The sequence below is a fragment of the Synechococcus sp. W60.3 genome, from assembly GCF_047502615.1.
In the GTDB taxonomy this organism is placed as follows: Bacteria; Cyanobacteriota; Cyanobacteriia; order Thermostichales; family Thermostichaceae; genus Thermostichus.
Genome location: NZ_JANSHJ010000001.1, coordinates 107,633 through 127,838 on the forward strand (window position 1 = coordinate 107,633; position 20,206 = coordinate 127,838).

Sequence of the window (20,206 nt, forward strand, 5' to 3'; positions counted from 1 at the left end):
ATGCTGACCGATGCCGCCTACGGCGTAATCCCGATCCTGCCCCTCCCGCCCGCCCAGGGATCCCATCTCTACCTGCTCATCCAGCATCAGAAGGGGCACTGGGCCTTTCCCAAAGGCCACAAAGATGAGGGGGAAAGCGACTTGGCGGCAGCCCAGCGGGAGTTGCGGGAAGAAACCGGCCTAACCGACTACCAGCTCCTGACCCTGCCCGGCCAGCCTGGCCCTTTGACGCTGCAAGAGGCCTACACTTTTATAGATCCCGAGGGAAACGCGGTGGCCAAGACCGTCACCTACTACGTGGCTCTGCTGCCACCCCAGTTTCCTCCCCCTGAGCTGCAGGTGCAGCCAGAAGAGGTGGCCGCCTACCGCTGGTGCTCCTACCCCGAGGCGTTGGAGCAGATCAGCTTTGAAGAAAGTCGCCAGCTCCTGCGCCGCTGCCAAGCCCATTTGGAGCAGCTTTGGCAGGCAGGAAAGTTCTAAATTTCGGGCAGCTTGAGTTTCCTTCACCGCTGGCCCGCTTGTCCTTGACCGGGGAGAAGGGGCAACTCCAGGGCCGGGTTCTCCAGGCGGGTCAGCTCCCAGCGATAACGCTTCCGCCGCTGCCAAGTCAGCCGGAAAGGCTGCTCCAGGGCGTTTACCTGATCCCGCGTCAGGTTGGCCAGAGGGCCGCCGGATCCCTCGATAATAAACCAGAGGGTGGCTTGGCCTTGATCCCCAGAGCCGAGCTGCACCTGCATCTCCTGCGGCCGGATGCGCAGGCGCAAGAACTGGCCGAAGATCTCGCGGCTGTAGGCCAGCGCCTGCTCTTTGTCCAGGCCCCAGCCGTCGCGATAAGTGTCGGCCACTAAGGTTTCTACTTGGGCCCAATCTCGCCGTTCTACGGCTTGCAGCAACCTCTCGGTGTGGGCTCGGATTTGCCGCTCCGGCTGAGCGTAGTGCCAAAAGGCGCCCCTTGCGATGCCCAGGACGACGGATCCCACTAGCCCCCAGCGCAGCCAGGGGGGAAGGGGGGCAGAGGAGGAGTGGGAGGAGGAAGACACGGGTTTAAGGAGAGCCAGAAAAGGGCCTTCTCTAGCTTAAAGAATCTGGATGTGAGAAGATCAACTTCCAGCCCTAAGCGGGCTGCCACCCCAGAAGCTGGGGCAAGCTGTCGCAGCCGCCAGATCCCAACGCGAATGCCGACCGGTATGACCAAGCCCACCGATCGCCTGCTGCTGGAGTTTGAGCAGCCTGTTGCCGCCCTCGAACAGCGCATCCAGGAAATTCGCGCCTTGGCCGAAGAAAACGACATCGACGCCTCTGAGCAGATTCGCCAACTAGAGGCCAAAGCCGAAGAGCTGCGCCGCGAGATCTTCAGCCAGCTCACCCCCGTAGAACGGCTGCAGGTGGCCCGCCATCCCCGCCGCCCCACCACCTTGGACTACGTCCAGACCATCTGCGACGACTGGTTTGAGCTGCACGGGGATCGCCACGGCCAAGACGATCCGGCCATCGTCGGCGGCCTGGCCAAACTGGGGGATCAGCCGGTGATGATCCTCGGCCACCAAAAAGGCCGCGACACCAAAGACAACATCCACCGCAACTTCGGCATGCCCAACCCCGCCGGCTACCGCAAAGCCCTGCGGCTGATGGAACATGCCCACCGCTTCGGCCTGCCCCTATTGACCTTTATCGACACGCCGGGGGCCTACCCAGGGGTTAAGGCAGAAGCCGAGGGCCAGGGGGAAGCGATCGCCACCAACCTGCAGACCCTGTTTCGGCTGGAGATCCCCATCATCTGCACCGTCATCGGCGAAGGGGGATCCGGGGGGGCTTTGGCCATTGGCATTGGGGATCGCATCTTGATGTTTGAGCACGCCGTCTATTCGGTGATCTCGCCGGAAGGCTGTGCGGCCATCCTTTGGAAAGATGCCAAGAAAGCGCCGCAAGCAGCGGCAGCCCTGCGCATTACCGCCCAAGACCTGCTGCAGCTAGAGGTCATTGACGAGATCTTGCCGGAGCCGGTTGGCGGCGCCCACCGCGCCCCCCTGGAAGCTGCCCAGACGCTGAAAGAAGCTCTCCTGCGGCATCTCAAGGAGCTATCTGCTCTGAGCGGGCGGGAGCTGCGGGAGGAGCGCTACCAGAAGTTTCGCCGCATGGGGGCCTTTCTGGAGCTGGCTCAAGAGAGCTAGACCGGATCCCTACCAGGTGACCCGATCCCGCAGTTGCTCAATCCGGGCCGGCCCGATGCCCTTGACCCGCTGTAGATCTTCCAAGGAGGAAAAGGGACGGGCCTCGATGATGCGCTGCGCCAGGGCCGGGCCAATGCCGGGCAACTGCTGCAGCTCTGCTGCGGTGGCGGTGTTTAAGTTCACGCGGGAAGCTTGCGGGGTAGCCGGCTGGGAAGGGGATCCCCTGTCAGGAACGGAGATCACCTCGACTTCCAGCAGCTCCGGCTCTGCTTCAGATGAGGAGAGGGCGACGGGGACAGGGCTGGGGCAGAGGCGGGCTCTCTCTTCCGCCTGTTGCTGCAGGCGGCGGCTGGGGCCAAAGCGGGCCTCGGCAATGAGCCGCTCGAACTCGCGCACAAAGTGATCCACCACCCGCTCATTACGGATGATCAAAAGGTTTTCGTCGTTGATGTGGTTGGCCGCCATTGACCAGTTGTGGGATCCGGTGATCACCGTGGCCTGAGGAGTGCCGGGATCGACGATGGCGAACTTGTGGTGCAGCTTGTCTCCCGGGGCGAGGTTGGGCACGCCCACGGATGAAGCGGGCACTGTCCAAGGCAGGCGGGCCGCGTCCACCCGGCAGTTTTCGTCCGGGAGCAGCAGCCCCCACATCTCCAGGGTGCGGCTGTAGTCGCGAAAGGCAAAGCCGGGATCGAACACGCCGCGGATCAGCACGTTGCGCTCCTGGCGCAGTTGCCTGAGCTGGTTGGCAATGCCTGAGTCCGTAAAGACGAACAGGGCCAGATCCACCTGCTGCTGCGCTTGGGCCAGGGTGGCCGCGATGATGCCGTTGGAAGTGGCCTCGTAGGGCAGGGAGCGGCTGCTGGGAGAAAAATGTACCCCCACGATGGCATCGCCAAGGTAAACCGTCTCCAGGGGACGCTTGAGCTTTTGCACCCCGAAGCGGCTGTCGGGCAACCCTCCCGGCCCATCTCCCCACATGAGGTTGAACTCCTCGGTGTAGAGGCGAGCCAGCTCGGGGCTATCCAGCAGCAGCAGGTGGTTGGCGTTGCCCACACTGCCGGGGGCATCGAAATCCCCGTGGATATCGGAGAGGGTAAAATTGGCCGATCCGGTCAGCACCCGCTGCCCGTCGATAATCACAAACTTGTGGTGCATCAGGCCGCTGCCCTTGGAGCCGTCGGCGGTGTCGTCCAGCCAGGGCACCTGCCCCCCATCGAGCAGGGCATAGACATCCCGCGTGGCGATCTCTTCTGGGGAGAGGCGCCCATCCCGGTTCACATCCACCAAGTTGCGGTACTCCTCGTACTTGCGGCGGCTGCGCTCGTCCAACGCCCGCACTTCGGCAGGGGTGAGCTGGTGCCAGGCCCGCACATAGGTATTTTCGGTAATCACCCGCACCGGGATCCCGGCCTGGCGCCGCTCGGCCAGGGCCTGGGCAATCAGGGGCAGGTTCAACTCTTGCACCGCCACATCCAGCGACTGCTGGGCGGAGCGGATCTGGGAGAGGATCAGCTCCTCCAGGTTGTAGCCGTAGCGATAGACCTGGCGATAGGGATCCCGATAGGTGCTCTCGCGGCTTTGGTTGAACGCCACCCGGATGCGGGGGTGCTGCGGCAGAGGGGCCAGGGTGGGCAGCTCTGGCTCTTGGGGATAAGGCCGAGGTCGGGGGCCCACCCAGTAGCCAATGGCCACCAGGAGCAGCAGCAGGGCAGCCCAGGGCAGCCAACGACGCAGTTGCCGCCGCCAAGATGGGATCCCGATCCCGTTCATCCCCTTTCTCCCCTCCAGCAACCACACCCAGAATACCGAACTTTACCGTAGCCACTTCTACGCAAAAGTGACCCCTGCTCTGCTCTAGGGCCACCCGTGCGAGAACGGCTTTTGACCCTAAGATGGAGACGAATGTTTTGAGTTATTAACTTTTGTTATGAATCACAAAGCCCTCACCCTTGGACTGACGGCGGCCACCTGCTTGGCCTTGGTCGGTTGTGACAGTTCCAGCAACGATACAGCCATTGCCCTGCCGACGCCCACTCCGACTCTCTCTCCCAGCCCTACGCCGCTGCCCAATATCGTCGCCGTTGCCGCTGCTAACCCTAACTTCAGTACCTTGGTGACGGCCCTGCAGGCAGCGGGCTTGGTGGGGGCTTTGCAGCAAGAAGGCCCCTTCACGGTCTTTGCTCCCACCAATGCTGCCTTTGCCGCTTTGCCCCCTGGCACGGTGGAAGCCTTGCTGCGGCCTGAGAACCGGGCAGAGCTGGTGCGCATTCTCACCTACCACGTGGTTCCCGGCTTGGCCCCCTCCAGCGCCCTCAGATCCGGCCAGCAGGTGACGACTTTGCAGGGATCCCCTGTCACTGTCACCCTTCTTGAGGGCGGACGGATTCGCATCAACAACGCCAACGTGATCACCGCGGATATTCAAGCTGCCAACGGCATCATCCACGTCATCGACACCGTCTTGATCCCACCTCGCTAAGGCTTCAGGCATTATTAAGAAAGAAGATCAAGTCCGGCAGTGATTGGGAGGCCCAGCGTGGAACGGCCCAAGTGGGTAGCCATTATGACGGGAGCTTTGGCCATTGCCCTGGGGGTGGGCTATTTGTTGTTGGTGCAGCTATTGGACTACCGGGGGGGCGAGTTTTTGCCAGCGCCGCTGGAGCCGCCGGCGGTTTTGCCAGGGATCCCTGGCCTTTTTGGCCACTTGGGCTGAGGGCGATCTCGATTGGCGTTTTCTGTCTTCAGCTTCTGGTTTTGCCGGTGGGTAGCTGTTCCTAAACAAAGCTTCTTGCAAAAACTGTATGCCCAGCTACAGCTAGCCCTATGCTAGAGAAGCGGCTGCGGAGCCCGCTTGCGCCGGGGTTGCCAGCGGAGAGGGTTCAGCCGTCCTAAATTCGCGAACGCTTCTCTCGCCTTTGCAGATCTCTAGACTAGATAGATCTATAGATCTTCAGGGTTTGCCTGGGGATCAGGATCTGTTCCCGATTGGGCATTTGGGCAAGCTGTGGGTTGGCATGGTGTTGTCGCGCTCCACTTGGCTGTGGTTGTTGACGGGGCTGGGCTTGGCGGCTCTCAGCCAATACCTGCAATGGGTTGAGGGCATCTACAGCTTTGTGGCTCCCTATTCGGTGCCGCTGGCGGATCTGGCGGTGGCCGGCATCCTGGGCGGAACAGTGGCGGCAGGGCTGGTGGCACGCCATTGGTGGCAACAGGTTCGCCGACCGCAACAGGATCCCACCCCAGCGGCCAAGCCGCGGCGGCGGGTTAAGTTGACGCGGGATCAGGTGCAAGCAGATCTGCAGGATGTCGATCGCCTTATCCAGAAGCTGCAGGACGACATTAGCCGTCGCGCCTTGCAGGCCAAGGCGCGGGAGATCGATCGACGGCTGGCCCAGGAAGAATTGCACCTGGTGGTGTTCGGCACCGCTTCTGCCGGCAAAACCTCTCTCATCAACGCTCTGCTGGGGCAGCCTGTGGGGGAAACCGCTCCCACCCTGGGCACCACCCAGCAGGGATCCATTCACACCTATCAACTGGAGGGCTGGAGTGGCCCCATCTCCCTCACCGATACCCCTGGCCTGCTGACCATCGGCGGCGCCGGCGAGGCGGAGGCCCGCGCCCTGGCCCAGAAGGCGGATCTGTTGATTTTGGTGGTGGCCGGGGATCTGCTGGCCTCAGAATATGCCGAGCTGCTCGAGCTGGCCCGGCTGGGGAAATCCACCATCCTGGCCCTTAACAAGACGGATCAGATGTTGCCGGAGGAGGTGGAGATCATCTTGGCCCACCTGCGCCAGCGCACCGCCGGCGTCATTCCCCCTGAGCAGGTGGTGGCCATTGCCGCCGACCCGGAGCCCTTGAAGGTTCGCTACTGCTTCCCCGATGGCTCCAGACAAGAAACCTGGGAGCCGCAGCCCCCCGATACAGGCGCCCTGGTCCAGCAGATGGCCCGCCTGCTGCAGCAAAAGGGATCCCATCTGCGCCTGGCCAACGCCCTGTTGCAAACCCAAACCTTGAGCGAGGCCGTCCAACAGGCCCTGCGGGAAGAGCGCTACCACCAGGGTCGCCAGATCGTGGAGCGGATGCAGTGGGCCACCGCTGCTGCCCTGGCCGTGACCCCCCTTCCGGCTTTGGATATGCTGGCGGGGGTGGTCATCCAGGCGCGCATGATCGGGGAGCTGCATCAGGTGTTCGATCGCCCCATCACCCTGCAGCAGGCTCAACAAATGGCCCACAGCCTGGCGCAAATGATCGTGCAGCTTGGGGGACTGGAGCTGGCCACCCAGGCCCTGGGCTCTGCCCTCAAAGCCAGTCCCTGGATGCTCATGGGGATCCCGCTGCAGGCGGCCAGCGGAGCCTATCTGACGCGGGTGGCGGGGCTGAGCTACCTGGAGTGGCTGCAATCGGGGGATCCCTGGCAAGAGGAGCTCCTGCAAGAGCGGCTCAAGCAGCAGCTTCACAGCCGTTATCCGCTGGCCTTTCTCAAGCAATTGGCTCGCCAAGCCCACTCCAGCAGCTAGCCGAACAGCCCAAGCTCAGCTAGGGCCATTTCAAAAGCAAAAAACCCGTCGCTAGCCCAAAGCAACCCCCTCGGCGGCATGGCCATTCGCCGGCAACTGGTTGAGATCCAACTGCCAAAGCTGAAATTGCTGCGGCTTCCCGGCCTTGGGCACTTGCAGCCAGACCAGTCCCCTTTGCCCCACCTGCAACACCTCGGATCCGACGGGCACGGCCACCTGGGCCAAGGGATACCCCCCCTCGCTATACAGCCAGAGGGAAGAGAACTCCTCCCCCTCGCGACACAGGAGCAGCACGCCCCAAGGGGCCTTGGCCATTTGCAGGGGCCACCCCTTCAAAAACCAGCGGCGCAGCCGCAGCGGGTTGACCTGCACCGAGCAAAGGTGGGGGCAGCATCCCTGGCCTCCTCCATCCCCGCCGGCAAAAAGCAGCCGCTCCCCCAAGCTGAGCACTCTCCCCCTGGGATCCAGGGGTAGGCGATAGCGCAGCGGCTGGGAGCCCGTCTGCGGAGGCCAGGCCGCCGGATAGGGCAACACAGTCATTTCCACCCACTGCCGCCCCAATCCCGCCAACAGCACCAGATGCTCCGAGAGAGCCAGCAAGCGGAGCAGGGATCCCGTTGGCACCTGCCAAGGCCAGCGAAAGTAGCAGTGGAACTCCGGAAAAGGTTGAGCTACGGTTGGCCCAGCCGGCAGCCATTGCACTGCCCCAATTTCTTTGGCAGTGGCCCAGACCAACTCCTGCCGCTCCGCCAGCCAGGTGGCTCGCCAATCCTCCGCAAAACTCAGCAAGGTACGGACGCGCGCGGGACTCAGATGCAAAAGGTTGCTTTTGGAAAAAGCCAAAGCCTCCGGGAAGCTCGGCAAGGGCAGCACTTGCTGCAACGGTTCGGCCAAGGAGAAACAGGCCAGAGGCGGCGCTCCTGAGGCAAGGGTCTGCAGATCCAGCCACTCCAGCCGCTGAGGGGTTACCCGCAGCAGCAGCGGGGATCGGGAGCCGCTCGGATCTTCACAGATGCAGAACTTTTGCTCAGGCAGGGACTCCATCCCGCCCTCGCCAACAAAACCCGGATCCGGCAGATCCCAGACCTGCAGGCCGGGAGGTGACCGCCTGGACAGGCGAGGGCCGACCCAACAACCGGCTGGCTCCTGCCACTCCCGGGCAAAGGTTGCCAGGGCCGAACGCATCTGGGCCGCGGTGCGAAACCGCCGCAGGGGCAACTTGCGCAACGTGATCTCCAGCAGTTCCTGCAGCGGGGCCGGGATCCCTTCCGGACAGACAAACGGCTGGTTGAGGTGGGCGTGCATCAACTGGCTGGGGGAGCCGGAAAAGGGTCGCCGGCCCGTCAACAGCTCCAGGAGGATGATCCCCACCGCGTAGAGGTCAGAAGCGGGGCTGAACTGGCCGTAGAACCGCTCTGGCGCCATGTAGGCGGGGGAGCCGGTGGCAGAGATCTCGCCGGGAGCAGGCTGGGGGTGACGAGCGATGCCAAAGTCCGTCAGCTTCAGTTGCCAACCCTGGGGCGTGGGCTTGAGCAAGATATTCTCTGGCTTGACATCGCAGTGGATTACCCCCTGTCGATGGGCATGATCCAAGCCGGCCAAGATCTGATCCACAAAGCCCAAAACCTGCTTGACCGGCAGCCACAGCCCCCGCTCCACCTGGTCGATCAGCTCCCGCAGCGTGCCCCCTTCGCAGTACTCCAACACCAAATAGCGCCCCTCACGGGCATGTTCGAGGGCGTAGCAGCGGGTGATGTTGGGGTGGTTCAATGTCAGCAGGTAGCGCAGCTCCCGCAGCAGGTTGGGGGTGGGAAAGCGCTCTGCCGGCAGCTCCTTGAGGGCCACCAGATCCCCCCCGTGGCGGGGCCGGGCACAGAACACGCGCCCATACTGCCCTTGGCCGGCCAAACCCAAAATTTGGTAGCTGTCGTGAATCGACTTGGTGGTACGGGTGCGTCGGGACACGGCCCCAGGGGAATCCATTGCCCGCTCTCTTCTTGTCCTAATCTCGGCACGGGAACGCTGGACACCTAGGCACCTTTGCCGACAGGGCTGCTCCCCCTGCACCCCCCAACAGAGAGCTTAGGAGCCGGTTAACTGCTTGAGCAGCTCCGCCGCGTGAGCCTCCACCTTGACCTTGGTGATGATGGCCTCGATCTTCCCCTCCGGATCGATGACAAAGGTGGTGCGGTGAATGCCGTTATAGACTTTGCCCATGAACTTTTTCGGGCCATAGACGCCGTAGGCGCTGGCCACCTTGGCCCCCTCGTCCACCAGCAGCGGAAAGGGAAGCTGCAGTTTTTGGGCAAACTTTTGGTGGGAACGGGCGTCGTCGGCGCTCACCCCCAAGACGTGGATCCCGTGCGCCTGATACTCGGCGTAGGCATCGCGAAAGCCACAGGCTTCTCGGGTGCAGCCGGGAGTGTTGTCCCGCGGGTAGAAGTAGAGCACCACCCGCCGGCCCCGCAGCTGGCTCAGGCTGACCAAATTGCCCTCGGCATCGGGCAGGGTAAACTCCGGCGCCGGATCCCCAACAGCAAGAGCCATAGACGGGATCCCTCCTCAGGTGGATTTTTTGGGGGAGAGGATCATCGTGATGTTTCGCCCTTCCTTTTGGGGGGGCTGCTGCATTTCCGCCACGCCTTCTAGGTCTTTGAACAAGCGCTGCAGCAACTCTTCCCCCAACTCGGCGTGCTGGGCCTCGCGACCGCGAAACATCACCGTGGCTTTTACCTTGTCTCCATCCCCCAAAAACTGCTGAGCGCTGCGCAGGCGGACGTGGTAGTCGTGCTCGCCGATGTTGTAGCGAAACTTCACTTCCTTGATCTCGGCGGTGTGTTGTTTTTTGCGGGCCTCCCGTTCTTTTTTCTCCTTCTCAAACTTGAACTTGCCGTAGTCCATGATGCGGCAGACGGGAGGATCCGCCTTGTCGCTGACCAAGACCAAGTCCAGATCTTTTTCTTCGGCCAGGCGCAGGGCTTCGCGCGGGCTCATGATCCCCAACTGGGTGCCATCGGTGTCGATGAGGCGAATTTTGGGGAAGCGGATGCGCTCGTTGATGGCCGGCAGCTCTGCGCGCTGCTTGCGGGGCAAGCGGTCAAGTGGACGTTCTACGGACAAGTTTTCCTCTCTGTGAACAACAACCTAGATGGTAGTACTCAGAGAATAGCAGCCTCTTTTGCGCCGTTGCTGGCCGACGGACTTGCACCCCCAAGTGGTCTATCGGCCAGGAGGGCAAGGCATGCTGCACCTATACTAGCCGGCATTTTTTGTTTTCTTCTAGGGGTTCGCCGACCCACTGGAAGGAAGAAGGATGCTGGATTGGGGCAGCAACCGCGGTAGGATAACCAAAGTGGCGCTCCTGCCGGTGAGAGGGCAGGGGGGGCTTGTTTTCCGGTTAGCAGGGAGGGCAAAAGTGGTGCAGCTCGGTTTAACGGAACGGGAACTGAAAGAGTTGGCCCAAAAGTCGGTGCAACTGATCCTGAGCCCGCGAGAAGGAGATAGCGAGGCGCTGGCTCAGTACAAAGCCTCGGCCGAATTCCGGGCAGGAGTTCATCTGGCCTGCGCGGCCATGGTGCTCGTCTTGGCGGAAAACAACGAGCGGATTAGCCAGCAGTTGGCTGCTCTCCAGGAAAAGGGATCCCTACCTCTACAGGAACCTTCCCAAAAACCTGCCAGCTAGAGCTGTGCCATGGTTCCAGAGACAGACCCACTGCAAGTGCGCAGCGAGCGGGACGCGATGGGGGAGCGGCAACTGCCGCAGTCGGTGTACTACGGCATCCAAACCGCCCGCGCCCTGGAGAATTTTCCCATCAGCGGCCTCAAGCCGCTGCCGGAGTACGTGGAGGCCTGCGTGCTCATCAAAAAAGCGGCGGCGGAGGTCAACGGCGAGCTGGGCTGCATTCCCCCCGACGTGGCCAAGGCCATTGTCCAAGCGGCAGACGAGATCCTCCAGGGATCCCTGCGGGATCAGTTTGTGGTGGATGTGTACCAGGCCGGGGCGGGCACCTCCCACCACATGAACGTCAATGAGGTGTTGGCCAACCGCGCCCTGGAGATCCTGGGAGAGCCCAAGGGGCGCTACGAGCGGGTCAGCCCCAACGACCATGTCAACTACGGCCAATCCACCAACGACGTCATCCCCACCGCCATTCGCCTGGCGGCCCTGCTGCGGGTGCGGCGGGATCTTTTGGGCACGCTGGACAACCTGGTGGCGGCGCTGGAGCAGAAAGCACAGGAGTTCCACGGCATTCTCAAGGCGGGCCGCACCCATTTGCAGGATGCTGTCCCCATAAGGCTGGGAGATAGCTTCGGCGCCTATGCGGCCATCTTTGCCCAGCACCGCCGCTGGATCGAGGAGGCCAGCCAGGCTCTGGGCAGCTTGGGGCTGGGGGGCAGCGCCGTCGGCACCGGCCTCAATACCCATCCCCAGTACCGGCAAAAGGTGGTGCAACGGCTGGCAGAGTACACCCAGTTGCCCCTTACCCCGGCCCCCCATCCCATGGCGGCGATGCAGAGCATGGCCCCCTTTGTGCACCTGTCGGGATCCCTGCGCAACCTGGCCCAAGATGCCATCAAAATGGCCAACGACCTACGCCTGATGGATTCCGGCCCCAAGACTGGCCTCAAAGAGATCCAACTGCCGCCGGTACAGCCCGGCTCCTCCATCATGCCCGGCAAGTACAACCCGGTGATGGCCGAGATGCTGAACATGGTCTGCTTTCAGGTGATCGGCCTGGACACCGCCATTCTCCTCGCCGCCCAGGCAGGCCAATTTGAGCTCAACGCGATGATGCCGCTGATTGCCTATAACCTCCTGCATAGCTTGCAGATCCTCAACAACAGCCTGCGCGTCTTTACCGAGCGCTGCGTCCGCGGCATCACCGCCCAGGCGGATCGCTGCCGCAGCTATGCTGAGGGGACGCTGGCTTTGGTGACTGCCCTCAATCCCTACATTGGCTACCTGCAGGCGGCAGAGGTGGCTAAGATCTCCCTGGAAACCGGCAAGCCCATCCGCCAGATCGTGTTGGAGCGCAACTTGATGAGCCCGGAACAGGTGGCCAAGGCGTTGAATCTGGAGGCGATGAGCCAGATGCGCTCTTAGCCCCTCCGCGAAAAGGGCAATTAGCCCTCTCGCCTGCCCCTTCCCCCTAGACTAAGTAAGACTCTCCTTTGCCAAGGCAGGCCATGACCGGAGAACGACTGAGCTTGCGGACGAAGCTGGCCTATGGGGTGGGGGATCTGGGCACGGGCATGACGGCCAATATCCTCATCTTTTTCCTGCTGCCCTTTCTCACCAATACCGTCGGCATGGCGGCAGGCTTGGCCGGCAGCATCTACGCCATCACCCGCTTTTGGGATGCCGTCAACGATCCCATCATCGGCATCCTCAGCGACCGCACCCGCAGCCGTTGGGGCCGTCGCCGCCCCTGGCTGCTGTTTTCGGCCATCCCCTTTGGCCTGACTTTTGCAGCTCAGTGGTGGATCCCTTTTCCCGGTCAGATGGGCCCCCTTTTCGCCTACTACCTGGCGGTGTCCCTGCTGTTCAACACCTTTTATTCTGCCGCCAACATCCCCTACGCCTCCCTGACGGCGGAGCTAACCCAGGATTACGACGAGCGCACCCGGCTCAACCAATTTCGCTTTGCCTTCTCGGTGGGGGGCAGCATGGTTGCCGTGGTTACCTTTCCGCTGCTGTTTAACCTGCTGCCGGATCGGGCTGCCGGCCATCTGCTGGCGGGGGCTTGTTTTGGGGCCATCTCGGCTGTGCCCCTGCTGCTCTGCTTTTGGGGAGTACGAGAACGTTTTCAATCCCAACGAGATCCGCTGCCTCTGCTGCAGCAACTGCGGGTGGCCTTCAGCAACCGCCCCTACCTGTTTGTCAGCGGCATCTACCTGTGTTCTTGGCTGGCCTTTCAGTTCACAGCCACGATCATCCCCTATTTCATCGTCTTCTGGATGGGCCTGCCCGAGGTGTGGATTTCTCTGGTGGTGTTGGCGGTTCAGAGTGTTGCCGTGCTGACCCTGTTTGCCTGGACATGCCTGAGCGCTCGGCTGGGCAAGCGCGCCATGTACCTGATCGGGGCGGGGTTTTGGCTCATCTCGCAGGCGGGCCTATTTTTCCTGCAGGCCGGCCAGGAGCGGCTCATGATTGCACTAGCCCTGTTGGCAGGGATCGGGGTTTCCGCCACAGTGTATCTTGGCCCTTGGTCAATGCTGCCGGATGTCATCGACCTGGACGAGCTGCACACTGGGGAGCGGCGGGAAGGGATCTTCTATGCCTTCATGGTGTTCTTGCAAAAGGTGGGCCTGGCGCTAGGGCTGTTTTTCGTGGGACAAGCTCTGGATTGGGCCGGCTTTATCCCTTCGGTGGCCGGAGAAGCCCCACCCCTCCAGCCAGAATTGGCCTTGCTGGCCATCCGCCTCGCCATCGGCCCCCTGCCGGCAGTGGCTTTAATCGGTGGGATCCTGCTGGTGTGGCTGTACCCCATCACCCGGCAGCGCCACCGGCAGATCCTAAGGGAATTGGAGGCAAGACGAGCGGGAGCTGCTCCTGAGGGATCCCCTTAGACAGGGGGCCGCTTCCCGTCTGTCAGTTGAGGATGATGCGCAAGCCACTGCCGGAGGGCTGCACCGGCTCGGAGTTGGGCAGAATCCGCAGGCCGCTGCCGGAAGGCTGGATCACAGGGTTGTCAGTATTGACGAAGAAGGTGTTGGAGCGGCCATCCCGCTCGTAGACCACCACGTCGTTGGGGTTGAACTGGGAGCGGCAGATGATGGGAGAGTTGTCGGCAGCGGTGGCGGCGCTGCAGCGGTAGCCAGGGGCAGAGACCACTTGGCCCTCTGCATCGAGGGAAAAAGGAACTCCCCCAGGCGGGATCGGAGCCAAGAGCGGCTGGTCGGGGTTGAGGATGACCGAGCCACCGGTGCTGGGTTCGACCAGGATCCCGCGCCCGTCGATGACGATCCGCTGGGCTTGTGCAGGGACGACCGCCCCCAAGAGCAGAGCCAGGCTCAGGCTGAGTTGGAGGGGAATAGACAGCTTCATCGGATATCTCCTTTGGCCCAGGGCCATCCCACTTTTTGGGATCCATCGGCCATCCCCGATGGGATCCTGACTTGATCTTGGCCCAGGCAGAGGGAGCACCCCAGGGCGGAAGCCGTCACCTCGGTTGCCAGGATGGGCACTTTGGCCTCGGCTCGACTACCCCAGCCCCAAGCGGCCCAGCGCCAGCCCCACCACCAGCATCCCCAACACCAGAAAAGGCTGAGCGCTGGCCTGGTATTTGACGTCGTTGTTGAGGGGATCCCGCAGCAGGTACATGTCTTGGAAGGTGATCTGCGGGATAATCAGCAGCACCAAAATTGCGGCGTAGAGCTTTAGGCCAGCTCCCAGCAAAAACGAGGCCATGCCGAACTGAAACAGGTCGATCATCAGCGCCGCGATCCAGGCCGCCCCCATCGCCCCAAACATCACCGGCAAGGAGGCGAGGCCAAATTGTCTATCCCCCTCCATGCTTTTGAAATCGTTGACCACGGCGATCCCCAGGCCGGCCAAGCTGTAGATCAGGGTCAGAATGCAGATTGTCCAGTTCAGCTCGCCAAAGAGGGCATGTCCCGTCCACCAGGGCAGGGCGATGTAGCTGGCCCCCAGGGCGTAGTTCCCCAGCCAGCCGTTGCGCTTTAGTTTCAGGGGCGGCGCCGAGTAGATGTAGGCAATTAGGGCTCCCGCCAGGGCAATGCAGGTGATCACCGGAAAGTCGTGGCCGGTGTACCAATCCAGGGCATAGGCCAACGCCAGCCCCAGGATCAGCAGCACCCAGATTTGGATGACCACCCGCCGCAGGGAGATGGCCCCGGAAGGGATGGGGCGATAGGGCTCGTTGATGGCGTCGATGTCGCGGTCGTAGTATTCGTTCAGGGTCTGGGTGTAGCCCGTCATCAAGGGGCCGGCCAGGATCATGCCCACCAAGATGAGGGCCACGTTTTCCCAAGTCCAGGTGAAGTGGCCGGAGGAGGCCGCTCCCGGAATCAGGCCCCACACCAGCGGGATCCAGGTCACGGGCTTCATCAGTTGCAGGTGGACTTGCCAAACGGAGCGAGACTCCACCTCTGCCCCTTTCATGCCCAAGAGTTGGCGGACACGCCGGGCGGCGGATCCCTTGTCGGCTTCAGGAGCCGGGGCGGTTTCTGCGCCAGGACCCACAGCAGGGGCCATTTCGTCTGCCGTCGGCGCCCAAGATGGCTCTTGAGAGGTGCTTTCGCTCATGGTGGGGTGCGCAATCAAACTTCAACAACGGGGATACCCACCCCCATTCTGAGGCATCTTCCCACATTCCTCAAAACTTTCCTCTACACAATCTGCGCTGCCACGAATAGGGAGTGGTGCTGGGCCGGGATCCGCTCTTTCTCGGCTGCCGGGATCACCAGGGGGGGCTGTCGGGTATAGTTGACGGGATCCCGGAACCAAGGTCGGCTGTAAGTGTTGTAGAGGAGGGGCCGGGGAGCAGCAGAACGATTGGCCCGGCCCAGGTGAATCAAGCGGTAGTCGAACAGCAGGCAGGATCCCTTGGCCAGCGGCGGATCGACAAAGGGCATCTGCCGGGCCAGCTCGGTGTAGTGGGCCTCGAAAACAGCGTGGCTGCCAGGCCAGAGGCGGGTCATGCCGTTCTCTTCGTTGACCTCCACCAGCGGGATAAGCAAATTCAGGGCATAGCAGGGGACGATGGCCTCTAGAATTGCGTCGCCGAAGAGGTGGGAGAGATCCCGGTGAACCTGTTGGTCGGCGGATCCCGGCAGAGAAACTACCACCCCCAGCCCGCTCAGGATCAGGCTTGATCCCAAGATTCGCTGCAAGATAGGCAGGATTAAGGGATGGGCATAGAGCAGGGGATCGTTAAAGGGCCCCTCCAGGCGCACCGTCACCATCACTCGTCGATTGCCCACCAACAGGGCGTCGGGGTGGTTTTCGTGGGTGCAGTAGCGGCTGTAGGTGGTCAGAAAGCTACTGTGTAGCTTGTCGATGAGCGCCGTGGGGAAGATCTCCGGCAGCACCAGGTAGCCCTCGGTGGAAAACAGGTAAAACGCCTGCTCTACGGTCTCTGGATCCGGCTGCCGGCGCTCCCGCTCGGCATGGCTAAAGTGCACCTGGGCTAACACGAGCCTTTACTCCTTCTGCAAGCTGGCCACTGCCATGAGCATGCCCCGCGCTTTGTTCAGGCATTCTTGGTACTCCCGCTCCGGATCCGAGTCGGCCACGATGCCCGCCCCGGCTTGGATGCTCACCTGGTCCCCCTGAACCAGCAGGGTGCGGATGGTGATGGCGGTGTTCAGTTGGCCGGCAAAGTCGTAGTAGCCATAGGCGCCGGCGTAGGGGCCGCGGCGACACCCTTCCAGCTCGTGGATAATCTGCATGGCGCGGATCTTGGGAGCGCCAGTAACCGTGCCGGCAGGAAAGGTGGCCCGCAGCAGATCCCAGGCGCTGTAGCGGGGATCCAACTGCCCCACCACATTGCTGACGATGTGCATCACGTGGCTGTAGCGCTCGATCTGCATCAGGTCGTCCACCTGCACGGATCCCAGGCGGCAGACCCGCCCCAGGTCGTTGCGGGCCAAGTCCACCAGCATCACATGCTCTGCCCGCTCCTTGGGATCCGCCAACAGCTCCTGCTCCAACTGGCGGTCTTGGGCGGGGGTGGCGCCGCGGGGGCGGGTGCCGGCGATGGGACGCACGGTGGCGATGCGCTCTTCCCCTATCCGAGTGAGCTTGACCATCACTTCTGGGCTGGAGCCGACAAGGCAGAGATCGCCAAACTGGAAAAACGCCATGTAGGGGGAGGGGTTAATCAGCCGCAGGGAGCGGTAGAGCCGGAAAGGATCTCCAGCAAAAGGGGTGGTGAAGCGCTGCGAGAGCACCACCTGAAAGATCTCGCCAGCCCGGATGTAGGCTTTGGCCTGCTCCACCGCCTGGCAGTAGGCGGCGCGGCTGAGGGTGCTGGGGGGAATGGCATCGGGCAGTTGCGGCTTCCAGTCGAGGCTGAGGTGGGCAAGAGAAAGGGGGGCGCTGAGCTGTTGCACCAACTGTTCCACCCGCCGGCAGGCTTGGGCGTAGGCCTGCTCCGCCGGCTGCTGGCGTGTGTCGGCAAAGGCCACCACCCAGATCTTGCGCTTGACCTGGTCGAAGATCAGGATGCTGTCCACCTGCATGAGGATAGCGTCGGGGGGATCCCCCGGCTGCAGGGGGTGAATGGGCACCTTGGGCTCGATCCAGCGAATCAGCTCATAGCCCCAGTAGCCAAAGAGCCCGCCGATGCTGCTGGGCAACTCCGGCAGGTGCACCGGCTCATAGGGCTGCAGGCAGCGGGCCAAAACGGCAAAGGGATCCCCTTGGTGCTGCTCTCGATGCCCATCGCGGTGGATCTGCAAGGCCTGATCCCCGCGCACCTGCAAAACCCACAAAGGGTCGCAGCCGAGGAAGCTGTAGCGGGCCACCTGTTCCCCTCCCTCCACCGATTCCAGCAGAAAGTTGTAGGGCCGCCCGGCACAGACCCGGTACCAGGCAGAGACAGGCGTTTCCAAGTCCGCCACCCATTCTTGGTAGACCGGGATGAAATTGCCCTGTTGGCTGAGGGCGAGGAACTCCTTCAGAGAAGGGGAGATCATGGCCTGCACCTTCGCTTGCCCCTCTGACTTTACCTTAAGGGGGGAGCTCCAACAGCACCGCCACCGATTAAGCTGAGGGGGGCCTTTCTCTGAGCAACCTTGCCATGCACACCCCATCGCAGATCCTTCGCGAGCGCCTGCGCTTTCAAGGCCACAAGTACACCTTTGTCAGCCAGCGCTTGCGCTTTCCCAACGGCACCGAAGGGGAGCGGGAGTACCTCCTCCACCCCGGCGGCGTGGTGGCCGTGCCGGTCACTGCCGAAGGCAAGTTCGTCTGCATTCGCCAATATCGCTTTGCCGTCGCCGCCTACCTCTACGAGTTTCCCGCCGGTACCGTCGAGCCAGGGGAACATCCTGATGAAACCATTCGCCGCGAGCTGGAAGAAGAAACCGGCCTGCGCGCCCACCGCTGGGATCCCCTCGGCCAATTTTATCTGTGCCCCGGCTATTCCAGCGAGATCATGTACGCCTACCTGGCGCGGGATCTGGAAGTGCTGGATGCTCCACCGGCCAAGGATGAAGATGAAGACATTGCGGTGGTGGAGCTTTCGCCTGCCGAACTGACAGAAATGGCCCGTTTTGGCCTGGATTTCGACAGCAAATCCATCACCTGCTTTTGGCGGGCCCAGTTGTTTTTGGCAGCGGAAAATGCGGCCTTTGCGAGCAGGAACAAGCCCTAGGCATGGCCATCCTGCGCCTTGCCCAGCCCCCCTCTCCCCCTGGGAGAAGGGAGCGGGGGATCCCTGCCGCCAACAGGCTTAACCTCTACAGCAAAGTGGCGGCATAGTGGGCAGCCCCTATCAAGCCCACCTGGGCGTTCACCACCACCTGCACTGACAGTTGCTCCAGCAGAGTGCGCATCCGTCCCTTATCCAAAAAGGAGGGCAAAAACTCTCCCTCCCGCAACAGGCGCAGGAGCTTGGGCGCGATCCCGCCGGCGATGAACAGGCCCCCACGGGGCAGCAGGTGCAGGGCAAAATTGCCGACAGCGGCCCCATACAAGCTGGTAAACAGCCGCAAACACTCCACCGCCAAGGGATCCCGTCCCTCCAGGGCGGCATTGGCAATTTGGGCGGCTGGGTCGACGGGGCTGGCTCCCCTTTCCCAGGCGGCAATTTGGGCCAGCAACTGCTCCTCTCCCTGGCCCCAGCGGCTATCCCGCAGAAATTGATAGATGGCCACGATCCCCTGCCCCGAGACCACCCGCTCGGTGGAGACGCGCCCATGTCGTTGTTGCAGATACCGCAGCAGCTCCCATTCCAAAGGGGTCCGTGGAGAAAAATCCACATGCCCCCCCTCGCTGGCATGAACCTGGTAGCCGCCTTCTCCCCAGGTGAGGTAGGCCTGCCCCAGCCCTGTGCCCGCCCCGATGACGCCGATGGGCGCCTGGGGCTGCCGCTCTCCTGTCTGCAGCGTTTCCAGATCCTGATCTCGCAGGGCCAGCACCCCATAGCCTACGGCGCTGAAGTCGTTGATCAACGCTAGGCGGGGGATCCCCAGCTCCGCCGCCAACTGGCTTGAGTGCAGGCTCCAGGGCAGGTTGGTGATTTTGGCCCTCTGTCCCCCGGCTCCTGGACTGCTTTTTTCTTCCACTACGGGGCCGGCCACAGCAAAGCAGGCGGCAACCGGTTGGGGATCTCGCCCCAGCTCCTGCCGTGCCTGGGCCAGAAACTCCAGCACCACCGGGGTGAGGTTGGGATAGCTCTGGCTGGCGTAGCGGCAGTGGTAGAGGCTGTGATCGGGATCTTGGGCATTGAAGAGGCTGAGGCTGGTCTTGGTGCCCCCGATATCTCCCGCCAACAGCAACTCCATAGTGTTTTCCGGGCAGCGCGTTATTCTCACCCTGACATTTTCGGCAGTACCCTGGCAACGCCGGCCCCTCTCGGCCGGGGCGGGAAAGGGCAGGGAAGATGCTATGTTAACTGATGTAAAAGTTTCTAAGATTGCGTTTTGTTTCCTACCTCTTGTTCGCCGCCTCTCCAAGAAGAGCCTTCCCTGGCCTCCCAGGGCCCAGTCGGACGGGAGATTCCCCGTTCTTCTCTGCGAAGGCGGTTTCCCTCTCACCACGCCATCGGGGGAGCGGCGGCTGTGCTGGTGTGCCTACCCGTTTTTGTGGCAGCGCCCCTGGTGCGCTATAGCCCTTGGCTGAGCTTGGCGATGACTCTAGGCTGGCTGGGCCTTAGCTGGCGGCTCTACTCGCGGCCCCGCACCCGCATCTGGGGGGATCTGCTCTACGGCTTCACGCTGACTTGGCTGGCAGGATCCCTGTATTGGGGATGGCTGCGCTTTGAGCCTCTTTGGCACATGCCTGTGGAAGCCTTGGGGATCCCGATTGTCTGGTGGGGGACACGGCGACGGTTTGCCCGCATCGGTACCTGGTTTTATCTCGGCTCCCTGTGGGGTACGGCGGTTACAGATCTCTACATTCACTCGGTGGGGCTGCTGCCTGAGTGGCGGCAGGCGATGCAGTTTGACCGGTTGGAGCAGGCGGTTGTCCCTTTTAGGGCGGCCCTCGACAAAATGGCTACCCCCTGGGGCCTGGGTTGGGGCATCGGCTTGGGCCTTCTGTTGCTGGGTGTTGGATTGTGGAGAGTGCAGGGATCCCGCCGCTTGCACCATTGGGCCTTTGCGGGAGCAGTGCTGAATACCCTGTTGGTGGATGGGCTCTTTCTGTGGGGGGCGGCCTTGCTTCGCTGAGCCAACCACCTCTGCGGTGCTGACCCAGAAAATGGCGGCGCAAGGGACAACATTGAGGTCTGCAGAGGAGCCTGCCTACCGTTGTTTGGAGTTTCTACGTAGCGCTTTGTTGTGGCCAGGTAGCCGCGAAGGATCTCTTCCTCCCCAGGGAAGGTA

Annotated in this window: 20 protein-coding genes; 10 read left to right on the plus strand and 10 right to left on the minus strand. The window is 62.5% G+C overall.

What is annotated here, in order from left to right; translation table 11 throughout:
* Positions 1-480 carry a bis(5'-nucleosyl)-tetraphosphatase gene (locus NW846_RS00545; RefSeq protein WP_414346716.1) on the plus strand — a complete coding sequence of 160 codons (480 nt, stop codon included), beginning with the start codon at positions 1-3 and terminating at the stop codon, positions 478-480.
* Between the two features lie 23 nt (positions 481-503).
* On the opposite strand, the gene NW846_RS00550 is transcribed toward NW846_RS00545, so the two are convergent.
* Entirely contained in the window at positions 504-1,040 is a 537-nt protein-coding gene (locus NW846_RS00550) for a hypothetical protein (RefSeq protein WP_414346714.1), read from the minus strand.
* Between the two features lie 147 nt (positions 1,041-1,187).
* Between NW846_RS00550 and NW846_RS00555 the strand changes: the two genes are divergently transcribed.
* On the plus strand, positions 1,188-2,171 hold the full coding sequence (locus NW846_RS00555) for an acetyl-CoA carboxylase carboxyltransferase subunit alpha (RefSeq protein WP_414346712.1): 984 nt from the start codon (positions 1,188-1,190) through the stop codon (positions 2,169-2,171).
* A gap of 9 nt (positions 2,172-2,180) precedes the next feature.
* Here NW846_RS00555 and NW846_RS00560 read toward each other — a convergent pair whose 3' ends face one another.
* On the minus strand, positions 2,181-3,944 hold the full coding sequence (locus tag NW846_RS00560; protein ID WP_414346710.1) for a phospholipase D-like domain-containing protein: 1,764 nt from the start codon (positions 3,942-3,944) through the stop codon (positions 2,181-2,183).
* A 157-nt stretch (positions 3,945-4,101) separates the two neighbouring features.
* On the opposite strand from NW846_RS00560, the gene NW846_RS00565 reads away from it, so the two are divergent.
* The 3 genes from NW846_RS00565 to NW846_RS00575 all read left to right on the plus strand — a co-directional run bounded on the left by NW846_RS00565 (position 4,102) and on the right by NW846_RS00575 (position 6,691).
* The gene (locus tag NW846_RS00565; RefSeq protein WP_414346709.1) at positions 4,102-4,653 is read left to right on the plus strand and encodes a fasciclin domain-containing protein; all 552 of its coding nucleotides are present in this window, start codon (positions 4,102-4,104) and stop codon (positions 4,651-4,653) included.
* A gap of 57 nt (positions 4,654-4,710) precedes the next feature.
* The gene (locus tag NW846_RS00570) at positions 4,711-4,887 is read left to right on the plus strand and encodes a hypothetical protein (protein ID WP_011430963.1); all 177 of its coding nucleotides are present in this window, start codon (positions 4,711-4,713) and stop codon (positions 4,885-4,887) included.
* A gap of 244 nt (positions 4,888-5,131) precedes the next feature.
* Positions 5,132-6,691: a YcjF family protein gene (locus NW846_RS00575; RefSeq protein WP_414511372.1), complete on the plus strand. Its 1,560-nt coding sequence runs from the start codon at positions 5,132-5,134 to the stop codon at positions 6,689-6,691.
* A gap of 51 nt (positions 6,692-6,742) precedes the next feature.
* Here the strand turns inward: NW846_RS00575 and NW846_RS00580 are convergent, their stop codons facing one another.
* From NW846_RS00580 to infC, 3 genes are all read right to left on the minus strand, one after another.
* Positions 6,743-8,674 carry a serine/threonine-protein kinase gene (locus NW846_RS00580; RefSeq protein WP_414401724.1) on the minus strand — a complete coding sequence of 644 codons (1,932 nt, stop codon included), beginning with the start codon at positions 8,672-8,674 and terminating at the stop codon, positions 6,743-6,745.
* 99 nt (positions 8,675-8,773) lie between these two features.
* The gene (bcp, locus tag NW846_RS00585; protein WP_011430959.1) at positions 8,774-9,238 is read right to left on the minus strand and encodes a thioredoxin-dependent thiol peroxidase; all 465 of its coding nucleotides are present in this window, start codon (positions 9,236-9,238) and stop codon (positions 8,774-8,776) included.
* Between the two features lie 15 nt (positions 9,239-9,253).
* The gene (gene infC, locus NW846_RS00590; RefSeq protein WP_011430958.1) at positions 9,254-9,811 is read right to left on the minus strand and encodes a translation initiation factor IF-3; all 558 of its coding nucleotides are present in this window, start codon (positions 9,809-9,811) and stop codon (positions 9,254-9,256) included.
* A gap of 295 nt (positions 9,812-10,106) precedes the next feature.
* On the opposite strand from infC, the gene NW846_RS00595 reads away from it, so the two are divergent.
* From NW846_RS00595 to NW846_RS00605, 3 genes are all read left to right on the plus strand, one after another.
* Complete coding sequence (locus NW846_RS00595) at positions 10,107-10,373, plus strand: hypothetical protein (RefSeq protein WP_011430957.1); 267 nt, start codon at positions 10,107-10,109, stop codon at positions 10,371-10,373.
* A gap of 9 nt (positions 10,374-10,382) precedes the next feature.
* A complete protein-coding gene (locus NW846_RS00600; RefSeq protein WP_041438484.1) occupies positions 10,383-11,795 on the plus strand; it encodes an aspartate ammonia-lyase in 1,413 nt (470 codons plus the stop codon).
* An 83-nt stretch (positions 11,796-11,878) separates the two neighbouring features.
* The gene (locus NW846_RS00605; RefSeq protein ID WP_011430955.1) at positions 11,879-13,261 is read left to right on the plus strand and encodes an MFS transporter; all 1,383 of its coding nucleotides are present in this window, start codon (positions 11,879-11,881) and stop codon (positions 13,259-13,261) included.
* A 22-nt stretch (positions 13,262-13,283) separates the two neighbouring features.
* Here NW846_RS00605 and NW846_RS00610 read toward each other — a convergent pair whose 3' ends face one another.
* The 4 genes from NW846_RS00610 to trpE all read right to left on the minus strand — a co-directional run bounded on the left by NW846_RS00610 (position 13,284) and on the right by trpE (position 17,353).
* Entirely contained in the window at positions 13,284-13,739 is a 456-nt protein-coding gene (locus tag NW846_RS00610; RefSeq protein ID WP_011430954.1) for a hypothetical protein, read from the minus strand.
* 156 nt (positions 13,740-13,895) lie between these two features.
* Positions 13,896-14,909, minus strand: a complete 1,014-nt coding sequence (gene chlG / locus NW846_RS00615) for a chlorophyll synthase ChlG (RefSeq protein WP_083759168.1) — start codon at positions 14,907-14,909, stop codon at positions 13,896-13,898.
* Positions 14,910-15,043: 134 nt separating this feature from the next.
* Positions 15,044-15,850, minus strand: a complete 807-nt coding sequence (locus tag NW846_RS00620) for a phytanoyl-CoA dioxygenase family protein (RefSeq protein ID WP_414346701.1) — start codon at positions 15,848-15,850, stop codon at positions 15,044-15,046.
* A 6-nt stretch (positions 15,851-15,856) separates the two neighbouring features.
* The gene (gene trpE / locus NW846_RS00625; RefSeq protein WP_011430950.1) at positions 15,857-17,353 is read right to left on the minus strand and encodes an anthranilate synthase component I; all 1,497 of its coding nucleotides are present in this window, start codon (positions 17,351-17,353) and stop codon (positions 15,857-15,859) included.
* A gap of 104 nt (positions 17,354-17,457) precedes the next feature.
* Here trpE and NW846_RS00630 point away from each other — a divergent pair, with 104 nt between their 5' ends.
* On the plus strand, positions 17,458-18,033 hold the full coding sequence (locus tag NW846_RS00630) for an NUDIX hydrolase (protein WP_011430949.1): 576 nt from the start codon (positions 17,458-17,460) through the stop codon (positions 18,031-18,033).
* A gap of 85 nt (positions 18,034-18,118) precedes the next feature.
* Here the strand turns inward: NW846_RS00630 and NW846_RS00635 are convergent, their stop codons facing one another.
* Positions 18,119-19,165 (minus strand): glucokinase, encoded by a 1,047-nt coding sequence (locus tag NW846_RS00635; protein ID WP_011430947.1) that lies wholly within the window; start codon positions 19,163-19,165, stop codon positions 18,119-18,121.
* A 138-nt stretch (positions 19,166-19,303) separates the two neighbouring features.
* Between NW846_RS00635 and NW846_RS00640 the strand changes: the two genes are divergently transcribed.
* On the plus strand, positions 19,304-20,050 hold the full coding sequence (locus tag NW846_RS00640) for a DUF3120 domain-containing protein (RefSeq protein WP_414515094.1): 747 nt from the start codon (positions 19,304-19,306) through the stop codon (positions 20,048-20,050).
* The last annotated feature ends 156 nt before the right edge of the window (positions 20,051-20,206 follow it).